12 protein-coding genes are annotated in these 11,984 nt (G+C 71.9%); 8 read left to right on the top strand and 4 right to left on the bottom strand.

What is annotated here, in order from left to right; translation table 11 throughout:
* The first annotated feature begins 77 nt into the window (after positions 1-77).
* Positions 78-1,880 carry a PQQ-binding-like beta-propeller repeat protein gene (locus tag ACFV46_RS05005; protein ID WP_385497028.1) on the top strand — a complete coding sequence of 601 codons (1,803 nt, stop codon included), beginning with the start codon at positions 78-80 and terminating at the stop codon, positions 1,878-1,880.
* A 304-nt stretch (positions 1,881-2,184) separates the two neighbouring features.
* On the top strand, positions 2,185-2,880 hold the full coding sequence (locus tag ACFV46_RS05000) for a LuxR C-terminal-related transcriptional regulator (protein WP_376727228.1): 696 nt from the start codon (positions 2,185-2,187) through the stop codon (positions 2,878-2,880).
* 45 nt (positions 2,881-2,925) lie between these two features.
* Here ACFV46_RS05000 and ACFV46_RS04995 read toward each other — a convergent pair whose 3' ends face one another.
* Both ACFV46_RS04995 and ACFV46_RS04990 read right to left on the bottom strand, forming a co-directional pair.
* Positions 2,926-3,273: a hypothetical protein gene (locus ACFV46_RS04995; RefSeq protein ID WP_361923434.1), complete on the bottom strand. Its 348-nt coding sequence runs from the start codon at positions 3,271-3,273 to the stop codon at positions 2,926-2,928.
* 21 nt (positions 3,274-3,294) lie between these two features.
* Positions 3,295-4,986 carry a sodium:solute symporter family protein gene (locus ACFV46_RS04990; protein ID WP_361923437.1) on the bottom strand — a complete coding sequence of 564 codons (1,692 nt, stop codon included), beginning with the start codon at positions 4,984-4,986 and terminating at the stop codon, positions 3,295-3,297.
* 177 nt (positions 4,987-5,163) lie between these two features.
* Here ACFV46_RS04990 and galT point away from each other — a divergent pair, with 177 nt between their 5' ends.
* The 3 genes from galT (at position 5,164) to galK (ending at position 8,419) form a co-directional block, all read left to right on the top strand.
* A complete protein-coding gene (galT, locus tag ACFV46_RS04985) occupies positions 5,164-6,222 on the top strand; it encodes a galactose-1-phosphate uridylyltransferase (protein WP_361923440.1) in 1,059 nt (352 codons plus the stop codon).
* On the top strand, positions 6,223-7,182 hold the full coding sequence (gene galE, locus ACFV46_RS04980) for a UDP-glucose 4-epimerase GalE (protein WP_385497026.1): 960 nt from the start codon (positions 6,223-6,225) through the stop codon (positions 7,180-7,182).
* 73 nt (positions 7,183-7,255) lie between these two features.
* A complete protein-coding gene (gene galK / locus ACFV46_RS04975; RefSeq protein ID WP_385497025.1) occupies positions 7,256-8,419 on the top strand; it encodes a galactokinase in 1,164 nt (387 codons plus the stop codon).
* Positions 8,420-8,423: 4 nt separating this feature from the next.
* Here the strand turns inward: galK and ACFV46_RS04970 are convergent, their stop codons facing one another.
* On the bottom strand, positions 8,424-8,879 hold the full coding sequence (locus tag ACFV46_RS04970) for a GNAT family N-acetyltransferase (protein ID WP_361923699.1): 456 nt from the start codon (positions 8,877-8,879) through the stop codon (positions 8,424-8,426).
* Between the two features lie 272 nt (positions 8,880-9,151).
* On the opposite strand from ACFV46_RS04970, the gene ACFV46_RS04965 reads away from it, so the two are divergent.
* Positions 9,152-9,925 (top strand): response regulator transcription factor, encoded by a 774-nt coding sequence (locus ACFV46_RS04965; protein WP_361923448.1) that lies wholly within the window; start codon positions 9,152-9,154, stop codon positions 9,923-9,925.
* Positions 9,926-10,113: 188 nt separating this feature from the next.
* Here ACFV46_RS04965 and tamR read toward each other — a convergent pair whose 3' ends face one another.
* A complete protein-coding gene (tamR, locus tag ACFV46_RS04960) occupies positions 10,114-10,611 on the bottom strand; it encodes a MarR family transcriptional regulator TamR (protein WP_062673950.1) in 498 nt (165 codons plus the stop codon).
* Positions 10,612-10,706: 95 nt separating this feature from the next.
* Between tamR and ACFV46_RS04955 the strand changes: the two genes are divergently transcribed.
* The gene (locus ACFV46_RS04955) at positions 10,707-11,522 is read left to right on the top strand and encodes a trans-aconitate 2-methyltransferase (protein ID WP_361923451.1); all 816 of its coding nucleotides are present in this window, start codon (positions 10,707-10,709) and stop codon (positions 11,520-11,522) included.
* Positions 11,523-11,665: 143 nt separating this feature from the next.
* On the top strand, positions 11,666-11,839 hold the full coding sequence (locus ACFV46_RS04950) for a CsbD family protein (protein ID WP_086866624.1): 174 nt from the start codon (positions 11,666-11,668) through the stop codon (positions 11,837-11,839).
* Positions 11,840-11,984: the final 145 nt, after the last annotated feature.

The raw sequence follows: 11,984 nt of genomic DNA, 5'->3' as shown, positions 1-11,984 counted from the left end.
TCGGCGCGGGTGCCCGGCACCCGCGCCTCCGCCGTGTCCGCCGCGCTCCCGTCCCCCCTCCCCGAGGTGCCCCCGCCATGACCCAGCCGCCGCCCCCGCCGCCGAACCAGCCCCCGCAGGGCGGCTTCGGCCCGCCCCAGGACCAGCCGCCCCAGCAGCCCGGCCCGCAGTACCAGCCGCCGCAGCCGCCGCAGGGCCCGCCGCAGCCGCCGGCCGGTCCGCCGCAGCAGCCGGGCTACGGCTACCCGCAGGCACCGCAGCAGCCCCAGCCGCCGACGCCGCCGTACGGCTACCCGGGCCAGCAGCCCAACCCGTACGCCCAGCAGCCCCAGCCGTACCCGACGCCCAACCCGTACGGTCAGCAGCCCGGTTACGGGTATCCGCAGCAGCCGCAGCCCTACGCGACGCAGCCCGTCACCGCGTCCGGCGGCGGCTCGAACGGCTCGCGGATCGCGGTGATCGCGGCCGCGGTGGTCGTGGTGATCGCCCTGGTCGTCGGCGGGATCTACCTGTTCAAGAACGGTGACGACGGCGGCAAGGACGAGACGGCCAGCTCCAGCGGCGGCACCGGCGGCGGAGGCGACGACGGGCAGGGCGGCGGCGGGGACACCCCCGACGGCACCGAGAAGGTGCCCTCCGACGCCAACGCCGACGTGCTGTTCAAGGTCCCGTCGCCCAAGGTCGACGAGGACACCAGCGTCGTGGTCGCCGGCTCGTGGCTGACCGAGAAGGCATACGTCAAGAGCGGTGTCTCCGAGGTCGTCGGCTACGACCCCGACAAGGGCACGAAGCTGTGGACGATCCCGCTGCCCGGACCGGTCTGCCAGGCCAGCCGGCACATCACCGACGGGCACCTCACGGCGATCGCCTTCCAGCCCGCGAAGCCGACCAAGGACAAGCCGTCCCACGGCTGCAGCCAGGTCGCGGCGATCGACCTCGACACCGGCAAGAAGCTGTGGACGAAGACCGCCAGGACAGGGAGCCGTGAGCTCCGCTTCGACAACCTCACCGTCAGCGGCGGCACCGTCGCCGCGGGCGGCACCAGCGGCGGCGCCGCCTTCGACCTGGAGTCCGGCCGGCAGCTGTGGTCGCCGAAGGCCGACGACGACTGCTACGACCTCGGCTACGCCGGCGGGCCCAAGCTGGTCACCGTGCGCAAGTGCGGCAGCTACGACCAGCCGCAGCTCCACATCCAGACCGTCGACCCGAAGAGCGGGAAGGTGATCTCCGAGTACAAGATGGCCGAGGGCGTCGAGTACGCCAGCGTCGTCTCCACCGACCCGCTCGTGGTGGCCGCCGAGGTCGGCGAGTCCGACGCCATCGGCATCTCGGACGTCTTCTCCATCGACAACAAGACCGGCAAGCTGCGCATCCGCATCCCGCTGCCCGCCGACAAGTTCTCGGCCCGCTGCTCCGGCGTCACCACCATCGAGGCGTGCACCGGTGTCGTCGTCGGCAACGACCGGCTGTACGCGGCCACCAAGGAGCACTCCGGCGGCGGCGAGTACGGCCGCACCAACGAGATCGTCGCCTTCGACCTGGCCAGCGGCAAGCAGACCGGGCAGCGCGCCGACGCCGGCGACCGCTACACGATCACGCCGCTGCGCATGGACGGCGGCGACGTGATCGCCTACAAGCGGCCTCCGTACGACAAGGGCGGCCAGATCGTCAGCATCGACGGCGGCAGCTTCAAGGAGACCAGGCTCCTGGAGAACCCGGCCGCGCGCACGGTCCGGGACATCGAGACGCGGATGTCGCCGGACTACGCCGAACTCCTGTACTCCCAGGGCCATCTGTACATGTCGTCCCGGTTCGCCAGCTCCCTGGGGAGCTCGGGCGAGCAGCGGTGGCATGTGATCGCGTTCGGCGCGAAGGGCTGACGCGCGCGCCCCTTCCGCATCCGGCGGCCCCGTTCCTGGTCAGGAGCGGGGCCGCCGGCTTATCGCCTGCGGTCCCCGGCGTGCGGGGAAAGCCGGAAATTCCGCCGTTCCGGGGCACTTATCGCCGGTAGGGGGCGCGCGACGTCGAACAAGCGTGTAGCTTCCGGGGGCATGAAGGGCGGGGGAGCCGGGAGGGGGCTTCTGTCCGCGCGGACCAGTGGGCGGCCATAGTGGGGCGTCCGGACCGGCACGAGCCGATCCGGGCATGGCGGGAGATCCATTGGGGGGACTGGGGGGTTGCTCGATGGGAGTGCGGCTGATGGTGGTCGACGACCACCGGTTGCTCGCCGAGGCGCTGGCCTCGGCACTGAAACTGAGGGGGCATCGGGTGCTGGCCGCGGCCGCTCCGGCCGCGGGGGCGGCCGAGCTGGTGATCACGCGGGCGCCCGAGGTGTGTCTGCTGGGGACGGCGACACCGGCGGAGCCGGGCATGTTCGACCCGGTGGTGCGGATCAAGCGGGAGCGGCCGCAGGTGGCGGTGCTGGTCCTCGGACCGGTGCCGAGCCCGCGGGGGATCGCGGCGGCGTTCGCGGCCGGGGCCTCCGGCTATGTCCGGCACGACGAGCGCATCGAGGGCGTCGAGCGGGCGATCATGAAGGCGCGGGCCGGTGAGGCGGCGGTGGCGCCGCAGTTGCTGCAGGGCGCGTTCAGCGAGCTGCTCAACCCGGCGGCCCAGCCGGACGACGAGGGGCAGCGGCTGCTCCAGATGCTCACCCCGCGGGAGGTGGAGGTGCTGGTCCGGGTCGCGGACGGCGAGGACACCCGGCTCATCGCCGCCGGCATGGGCATCGCGCCGTCGACGGCCCGCACCCATGTCCAGCGGGTCCTGATGAAGCTGGGTGTCGGGTCGCGGCTGGAGGCGGCGGCGCTGGCGGCCCGCACCGGCCTGCTCGACCGGGCGGGCCCGCCGCCCCGCCCCCACGCGCCGCCGGAACCGTAGGGGCCGCGGGGGGGGCGAGGGCGGACGCCGCTCGCCCCGGCGGGGTCATTCGGACGGTTCGTCGCCCGGCGCGACCGGCGGGGGCGGCGGCGCGGTGGGCCGCAGCTTCAGCCAGGCCAGGAAGAACAGGCCGAGCAGCAGCATGCCCAGGCCGGTCCACAGGTTGATGTTGACGCCCTCGGCCTTGTCGATCGCGGCGTCGTCGTCGGTGATGCCGACGATCGTGACGATGACGCCGTAGACGACGAAGAGCCCGCCGATGATGCGCCGGATGTCGAAGAGCCGGGCCGCCGTCTCGGACTTCTCCTGCAGCTCGGTGACCTCGCGCTGCACGTCCTCCTCGGACCAGCCGGGGTGGCGCGGGCGGTCGGGGTGCTCGGGATGGTCGGTCATGGTGGGTCAGGACCTTCCTGGTCAGAACGAGAACGGGATGTAGCAGACGGCCGCCAGGATCACGGCGCCCCAGCCCAGCAGGGCGGGCCTGCGGTACCAGGCGTCGTCGCCCTCGGCGGGCGGCTCCGACATGCCGGGGGAGCGGGTGCCGTAGACCAGGCCCTGCAGTTCGTGCGCCGGCTTGGGCGCGGTGAACAGGGAGACGGCGACCATGACGACCGCGCCGGCCACGAAGCCCGCGATGGCGGAGACGAAGTTCGCGCCCTGGTCGGTGGGGATGGAGATGACGTCCTGCTTGTAGAGGACGAAGTAGTTGACCATCGCCGCCGTGGTGCCGGCCAGCAGTCCCCAGAAGCCCGACTTCATCGAGGCCCGCTTCCAGAACATGCCGATGATGAAGACCACGAACATCGGCACGTTGAAGAACGAGAACAGCGTCTGCAGATAGCTCATGATGTTCGAGAACGACGAGGCCAGGAACGCCGTGCCGATGGAGGCCATGACGCCGATGGCCGTGATGAGCCGCCCGAAGCGCACGTAGTAGGTGTCCTCGCGGTCCTTCACCACGTACTTCTGCCAGATGTCCGTGGTGAACACGGTGTTGAAGGACGACACGTTGGCCGCCATGCCGGCCATGAACGCGGCCAGCAGACCGGTCACCGCGACGCCGAGCACACCGTTGGGCAGCAGCCCCTCCATGAGGAAGGGGATGGCGTCGTTGTACTGGTAGCCGGACTCCTCGGTGCCGAAGCCGGGGACCAGGGCGGCGGCCGCCAGCCCGGGGATCATCACCAGGAAGACGATGAAGATCTTGGGGAAGGCCGCGATCAGCGGGGTGCGCTGGGCCGCCGAGAGGTTCTTCGCGGACAGGGCGCGCTGGACCTCGGCGAAGTTGGTCGTCCAGTAGCCGAACGACAGCACGAAGCCGAGGCCGAGGACGATCGTCAGCCAGTTGGCGCCGAGCGGGTTGGCGTCGCCGATGCCGGTGCCGCCCCAGGCGGTGACGAAGTCGTCGCCGTGGGCCTTGGTCAGGGTGTCGCTCAGGCCGTCCCAGCCGCCGACCTTCTTCAGGGCGAGCACCGTGATCGGGATGAGCGCGGCCAGGATCACGAAGAACTGCAGGACCTCGTTGTAGATCGCCGAGGACAGACCGCCGAGCGTGATGTACGCCAGCACGAAGAAGCCGGCGACCACGATCGCCACCCACTGCGGCCAGCCCAGCAGGGCCTCGACCACGATCGCGAGGGCGTACAGGTTCACCCCGGCGATCAGGATGGCGGCGAAGGCGAACAGGATCGAACTGAGCAGATGGGCCGCCCGGTCGAAGCGCAGCAGCAGGAACTCCGGCACGGAGCGGACCTTGCTGCCGTAGTAGAAGGGCATCATCACCAGGCCGAGGAAGACCATGGCCGGGATGGCGCCGATCCAGTACCAGTGGACGGTGTAGGCGCCGTACTGGGCGCTGTTGGCGGCCATGCCGAGGATCTCGGTGGCGGCCAGGTTGGCGGAGATGAACGCCAGGCCGGTCACCCAGGCGGGCAGGGAGCGCCCGGACAGGAAGAAGTCCAGGCTGGTCTTCACCGAGCGTCGGGCGGCGAAGCCGATGCCCAGCACGACGGCGAAGTAGATGCCCAGCAGCGTGTAGTCGAGCCAGTTCGTGGGGAGCTGTAGCTCCGCGGCGAGGTAGGTGGGGGGGTATGTGGGGGTTTCCATATGTACTCGCTTCGTTTAGCGAATCGATCCAGAGCGGAACCTACGCCGCCGTGTTCAGCAATTGAACACTTCGAGTGACGGTTTTTGTTTGATCGTGATGTTGACCGACCGTGGTGAGTTGTGTTCTGCTATGTTTGATTCTGTTGGGTGAAGGTTCGGACAAGTGTGGAGTCCCGCGTGAAGAAGACCTCGACCCGGCTGGCGGACGGTCGGGAGCTCGTCTACTACGACCTGCGCGACGACACCGTGCGCCAGGCGGTCGACCGCCGCCCGCTGGAGCCCACCGTCACCACGTCGGAGATCCGCCACGACGACCTCCTCGGGGACGCCGTCGCCATCGCCTCCCACCGGCAGGGCCGCACCTACCACCCGCCGGCCGACGAGTGCCCGCTCTGCCCCTCCCGCGACGGCCGGCTCAGCGAGATCCCCGACTCCTCCTACGACGTCGTCGTCTTCGAGAACCGCTTCCCGTCCCTCGCCGGCGACTCCGGGCGCTGCGAGGTCGTCTGCTTCACCTCCGACCACGACGCCTCCTTCGCCGATCTGACCGAGGAACAGGCGCGCCTCGTCCTGGACGCCTGGACCGACCGCACCTCGGAGCTGTCCTCGCTGCCCGCCGTCGAGCAGGTGTTCTGCTTCGAGAACCGCGGCGCCGAGATCGGTGTCACCCTCGGGCATCCGCACGGGCAGATCTACGCTTACCCCTTCACCACGCCCCGCACCGCCCTGATGCTGCGTTCGCTCGCGCGGCACAAGGCCGCCACCGGCGGCGGCAACCTCTTCGACGCCGTCCTGGAGCGCGAACTCGCCGGGGAGCGGGTCGTCCTGGAGGGTGAACACTGGGTGGCCTTCGTGCCGTACGCCGCGCACTGGCCGTACGAGGTCCACCTGTACCCGAGGCGCCGGGTGCCCGACCTGCTCGCCCTCGACGAGGCGGCACGCGCGGAGTTCCCCCAGGTCTATCTGGAACTGCTGAGGCGCTTCGACCGGATCTTCGGCGAGGGCGAGCCGCCCACGCCGTACATCTCCGGCTGGCACCAGGCGCCGTTCGGCCGGTCGGCGGAGTCCGACGGCGTCGTGCGCGACGACTTCGCGCTGCACCTCGAGCTTTTCACCATCCGCCGTACGTCCGGCAAGCTGAAGTTCCTCGCGGGTTCGGAGTCCGGCATGAACGTGTTCATCAACGACGTGCCGCCGGAGCGCGCGGCCGAGCGACTGCGAGAGGTAGCGAGTTAGATGAGCGGGAAGTTTCTGGTCACCGGCGGCGCGGGCTATGTCGGCGGTGTGGTCGCCCGGCACCTGCTCGAGGCCGGGAACGAGGTCGTCGTCCTCGACAACCTCTCCACCGGCTTCCGCGAGGGCGTGCCCGCCGGCGCCACGTTCGTCGAGGGCGACATCCGCGACGCCGCCAAGTGGCTGGACGCCTCCTTCGACGGCGTCCTGCACTTCGCCGCCTCCTCCCAGGTCGGCGAGTCCGTCGTGAAGCCCGAGAAGTACTGGGAGAACAACGTCGGCGGCTCCATGGCCCTGCTCGGCGCCATGCGCGAGGCGGGCGTGCGCACCCTGGTCTTCTCCTCCACGGCGGCCACCTACGGCGAGCCGGCCGAGGTGCCGATCGTCGAGTCGGCGCCCACGCTGCCCACCAACCCCTACGGCGCCTCCAAGCTCGCCGTCGACCACATGATCACCGGCGAGGCGGCGGCCCACGGCCTCGCCGCGGTGTCGCTGCGCTACTTCAACGTCGCCGGCGCCTACGGGGAGCACGGCGAGCGCCACGACCCCGAGTCGCACCTGATCCCGCTGGTCCTCCAGGTCGCCCAGGGCCGCCGTGAGTCGATCTCCGTGTTCGGCGACGACTACCCGACGCCGGACGGCACCTGCGTCCGCGACTACATCCACGTCGCCGACCTCGCCGAGGCCCATCTGCTCGCCCTGAAGGCCGCCGTGCCGGGCGAGCACCTCATCTGCAACCTCGGCAACGGCAACGGATTCTCCGTCCGCGAGGTCATCGAGACGGTCCGCCGGGTCACCGGGCACCCGGTGCCCGAGATGGTGGCCCCGCGCCGGGGCGGCGACCCGGCCGTCCTGGTCGCCTCCGCCGCCACCGCCCGCGAGCGGCTCGGCTGGAACCCGTCCCGCACCGACCTCGCGGGCATCGTCGCGGACGCGTGGGAGTTCGCGCAGCGCACCAGTTAGGTTCTACGGCTGAGCGGCCGGTCAACTCATCGGCCGTCGAGGCCGGTTCGGCAGGGAAGGTCAGGATCAGGGGATGAGCGTCGACACGGCGGCCGCGGTCGCGGAGCGGTTCCGGGAGCTGTACGGGTCCGAGCCGGAGGGGGTGTGGGCCGCGCCCGGGCGGGTCAACCTCATCGGCGAGCACACCGACTACAACGACGGCTTCGTGATGCCGTTCGCGCTGCCGCACACCGCGGTCGCGGCGGTCGCGCGCCGCGACGACGGCGTGCTGCGCCTGCACTCCGAGGACGTGCGCGGCGGGGTCGTGGAGCTGCGCGTCGACGACCTCGCCCCCGAGACCGACCGCGGCTGGACCGCCTACCCGTCCGGCGTGGTCTGGGCGCTGCGCAACGCCGGGCACGCCGTCGCCGGCGCCGACATCCACCTCGCGTCCACCGTCCCGGCGGGCGCGGGCCTGTCCTCCTCGGCGGCCCTGGAGGTCGTCGTCGCCCTCGCCCTGAACGACCTGTACGACCTGGGCCTGAAGGGCTGGCAGCTGGCCCGCCTGTGCCAGCGCGCGGAGAACGTCTACGTCGGCGCCCCCGTCGGCATCATGGACCAGACGGCGTCCGCCTGCTGCGAGGCCGGCAACGCCCTCTTCCTGGACACCCGCGACCTCTCCCAGCGGCAGATCCCCTTCGACCTGGCCGCGGAGGGCATGCGGCTGCTCGTGGTCGACACCCAGGTCAAGCACTCCCACAGCGAGGGCGAGTACGGCAAGCGCCGCGCCGGCTGCGAGAAGGGCGCCGCGCTCCTCGGCGTGGACGCCCTGCGGGACGTCCCCTACGCCGAACTGGACGCGGCCCTCGCCCGGATCGGCGACGACGAGGAGGTGCGCCGCCTGGTCCGGCACGTCGTCACCGAGGACCAGCGCGTCGAGCGGGTCGTCGCCCTGCTGGAGTCCGGCGAGACCCGGGCGATCGGCCCCGTGCTGACCGAGGGTCACGCCTCGCTGCGCGACGACTTCCGCGTGTCCTGCCCCGAACTCGACCTCGTCGTCGAGGCGGCCCTGTCCGCGGGGGCACTGGGCGCCCGGATGACCGGCGGCGGCTTCGGCGGTTCGGCGATCGTGCTGACCGAGGCCGGGGACGTCGAGGCGGTCACCAAGGCCGTCGAGGACGCCTTCGCCGCGGCCGGCTTCACCGCGCCGCGCGTGTTCGAGGCGGTGCCGGCGGCGGGCGCGCGGCGGCTGCGCTGAGCGCTCAGCGCAGCCGTTTGGTGAGCGTGTACTCGGTGATTCCCGGCGGATAGTCGGGGATCACGCACACCACGTCGTACCCCTGCTTCCTGTAGAACTCCGGCGCCTGGAAGTCCCATGTCTCCAGGCGCACGGAAGCACAGCCCCGCTCGTCGCGGGCGACGCGCTCCGCGTGTGCGAGCAGTTGCGAACCGAGCCGGGCGCCGCGGTGGCGTTCGTCCACCCACAGATACGTGACGTGCAGCCAGGTCGCCCAGGTGTGGCCGACCAGACCCCCGGCCACGGCGCCCGCGTCGTCCAACGCCCACACATGGAGCGGAAGTTCGCGTTCACCTGGGGTTCCGCGCAGGGCGCGGAGCACCGGGGAGGCCGCCGTGTTGGTGTCCCGCAGTCTCCGCCGGAGCAGATCCCGCCGGGAAGTGTCGACTTCTGTCTCCAGACGAAACATGCGGCTCACCATAAACGCGTCGGCGAACCAGTTCTGCAAATTCGCTTCCGCTCCTGCCCCCCGCCCGTACTCTGATGAGCAGCACCGGTGGGGGCCGGTGCTGATCAGGGGGCGAGACAGTCGGGTTCGACGCCCGAAGTGGGGGGTAGCAGTTCCTGCACGGCGGCGGCCGTGCGTGCCCACGTGCTTCGGGCGTCGCGCCCGCGACCGTGTTCGTCTCCCGGTGTCGTCCTCATGACGATGGGGTATCCCCTGCTCTTCGGGAGCTTGGGGAAGGGGGTTTCGTGGTTCGCATCCGAGTCCTGGTCGTCGACGACCATCGCATCTTCGCCGAGTCGCTCGCCGCCGCGCTGGCGGCCGAGCCCGATGTCGAGGTCTCCGCCGCGGGCAGCGGTCCGGCCGCGCTGCGCAGCCTGGAGCGCGCGGCCGCCGAGGGGCGCCGCTTCGACGTGCTGCTCGTCGACGCCGACCTGGGCGGCGCCATGCCGGGCATACGGCCCGCCCCGCCCGTCCAGGAGGTGGGCGAGGACGGGCTGGTCGACGGCATCTCGCTGGTGGCGGGCGTCCGCTCCGCGCAGCCCGCCGTACGGACCGTCGTCCTCGCCGAGAAGGACGACCCGCGCCGGGCCGCGCTGGCCCTCCAGGCCGGGGCGTCCGGCTGGGTCGCCAAGGACTGCTCGCTGTCCCGGCTGCTCACGGTGATCCGCGGGGTGCTGCGGGACGAGACGCATCTGCCGCCCGCGCTGCTCACGGGGGTGCTGCGCGAGCTGACGGCGGCCCGCAAGCACCGTACGGAGAGCGAGCGGCTGGTGGAGTCGCTGACACCGCGCGAGCGGGAGGTGCTGCGCTGCATGGTGGCGGGCCTGGGGCGCAAGGCCGTCGCCGAACGCCTGTTCCTCTCCCCGCACACGGTCCGCACCCATATGCAGAACGTCCTGGGCAAGCTGGGCGTCCACTCCACCCTGGCGGCGGTCGCCCTGGCCCGCCGGGCAGGAGTGGGCCCGGTCGACCTGGACCCCCAGACCCGCATCCTCCCGGAGGCCACGACCAGCGCCTGACGGCTTCCAGGGGCGGGGAGCTGCGCGCCCAGCCACGACGGCGCCGCACCCTGGCTGCCCCGGCGCGGGTACGTCGTCGACGCCGCGAAGGACAACCCCCTCAGGGGCGCGGGGAACTGCGCGACAAGCCACGACGGCGCCGCACCCGGCATCGCATCCGGCACGACCCCGGCGGCGCCGCCCCGGCGCTACCCCGGGATGTTGTCGAAGGGCGCCGTCAGCCTGCGCAGCAACCCGGCCAGTTCGGAACGCTGCCCACCCGACAGCTCCCCCAGGATCGCCCGCTCCTGCGCGAGCAGCCCCGCCAGCGCCTGGTCGGCCCGATCGCGGCCCTCGGCCGTGAGCCGCACCAGCACCCCGCGCCGGTCGCTCGGGTCGGGCAGCCGCTCCACCAGGCCCTTCTTGGCCAGCCGGTCGATGCGGTTCGTCATCGTGCCCGAGGTGACCAGCGTCTGCGTCAGCAACTGCCCCGGCGAGAGCTGGTACGGATCACCCGCGCGCCGCAGCGCGGTCAGCACGTCGAACTCCCAGGGCTCCAGACTGTGCTCGGAAAACGCCAGCCGGCGCGCACGGTCCAGATGCCGGGCCAGCCTGCTCACCCGGCTGAGCACCTCGAGTGGTTCCACGTCGAGGTCCGGGCGCTCCCGGCGCCACGCTGCGACCAGCCGATCGACCTCGTCCTCCATGACGATCAGTGTAGTGGTTGTGTCGATGTGAAGTCTCTTGACGTCAAGATAAAGCGGGAGGCAGGGTGGAACCCGGAAGACAGGAGGCACCCGCCATGTCCGCAGCCGACACCCCCACCCCCACCTGGGACCCGGCCCAGTACCTGCGTCACGCCGATCACCGCGCCCGCCCCTTCACCGACCTCCTGGCGCGTATCCCCCCGCTCCCCGGCGACCGGCCCCGTATCGCGGACCTCGGCTGCGGCCCCGGCAACGTCACCGCCCTGCTCGCCGCCCGCTGGCCCACCGCCCACATCACCGGCCTCGACAACTCCGCCGCGATGCTGGACCGCGCCCACACCGAGCACGAGGGCCCCACCTCGGGCGGCGGCCGCCTGGACTTCGCCCACGCCGACGTCGGCACCTGGACGCCCGAGGAGCCGTACGACCTGATCGTCAGCAGCGCCACCCTGCAGTGGGTGCCGGGCCACGCCGACCGCTTCGGCTCCTGGGTGGCCGGCCTGCGCCCCGGCGGCACCTTCGCCTTCCAGGTCCCCGGCAACTTCGACGCCCCCAGCCACCGTCTGATGCGCGACCTCGCCGCCCGCCACGGCATCGCGGACGTCCTGCGCCACTCCGACGCCGTGCACGACCCGCGGGACTACCTGGCCCGCCTGACCGCCCTGGACTGCGCGGCGGACGTGTGGGAGACGACGTATCTGCATCTGCTGTCCGGCGAGGACCCCGTCCTCGACTGGGTGAAGGGCACCGGCCTGCGGCCCGTCCTCACCGCGCTCGCCGACGACCCCGGCCGCCGTGACGCCTTCCTGGACGCCTACCGGGCCGCGCTGCGCGAGGCGTACCCGCCCGGCCCGCACGGCACCCCGTTCCCGTTTCGCCGCGTCTTCGCCGTCGCCCGCAAGGAGCAGTGATCGACCACGTCCAGCTCCCGTGCTCGCGGCACGCGAGGGCCGGTGGTTCCGGAGTTCCTGGGGCCCGATCCCGCTGTTTGACCCGCGGCCTGCGGGACACCCGATCCATGGCAGCGACGTCGAACCTTGCAGGAGTGAGGAACGTGGCGAAGGAAGAGAAGTCCCGGGCCATGAAGGAACAGGCCAAGGGCAAGGCGAAGGAAGCCATGGGCCGGATGACCGGCAACGAGCGGATGACCGCCGAGGGCAAGGCCGACCAGATGAAGGGCGACGCGCGTCAGGCGAAGGAGAAGGGCAAGGACACCTTCAAGCACTGACGTCCACCGCCCGCACCGGACGACACGGGCGCGGGGGGGGGGGGGGGGGGGCCCCCCCCCCCCCCGAGCCCGGGGGGCGCGGGGGCGACTTGTGGCGCCCCGCCAAAGACGCCGGGGCCCCCGGCCCGCCAGGCCGCGGCCCCCC

This window comes from Streptomyces sp. NPDC059852 (assembly GCF_042731455.1).
GTDB lineage: Bacteria > Actinomycetota > Actinomycetes > Streptomycetales > Streptomycetaceae > Streptomyces.
Note: the sequence above shows the minus strand (reverse complement) of the source record. Positions and strands in the feature narration are given on the sequence as shown.

Bases quoted from the DNA above. Each gene is read 5' to 3' on its own strand.
- ACFV46_RS05005 (WP_385497028.1), top strand. From the start codon at position 78: ATGACCCAGCCGCCGCCCCCGCCGCCGAACCAGCCCCCGCAGGGCGGC.
- ACFV46_RS05000 (WP_376727228.1), top strand. From the start codon at position 2,185: ATGGGAGTGCGGCTGATGGTGGTCGACGACCACCGGTTGCTCGCCGAG.
- ACFV46_RS04995 (WP_361923434.1), bottom strand. From the start codon at position 3,273: ATGACCGACCATCCCGAGCACCCCGACCGCCCGCGCCACCCCGGCTGG.
- ACFV46_RS04990 (WP_361923437.1), bottom strand. From the start codon at position 4,986: ATGGAAACCCCCACATACCCCCCCACCTACCTCGCCGCGGAGCTACAG.
- galE (WP_385497026.1), top strand. From the start codon at position 6,223: ATGAGCGGGAAGTTTCTGGTCACCGGCGGCGCGGGCTATGTCGGCGGT.
- galK (WP_385497025.1), top strand. From the start codon at position 7,256: ATGAGCGTCGACACGGCGGCCGCGGTCGCGGAGCGGTTCCGGGAGCTG.
- ACFV46_RS04970 (WP_361923699.1), bottom strand. From the start codon at position 8,879: ATGGTGAGCCGCATGTTTCGTCTGGAGACAGAAGTCGACACTTCCCGG.
- tamR (WP_062673950.1), bottom strand. From the start codon at position 10,611: ATGGAGGACGAGGTCGATCGGCTGGTCGCAGCGTGGCGCCGGGAGCGC.
- ACFV46_RS04955 (WP_361923451.1), top strand. From the start codon at position 10,707: ATGTCCGCAGCCGACACCCCCACCCCCACCTGGGACCCGGCCCAGTAC.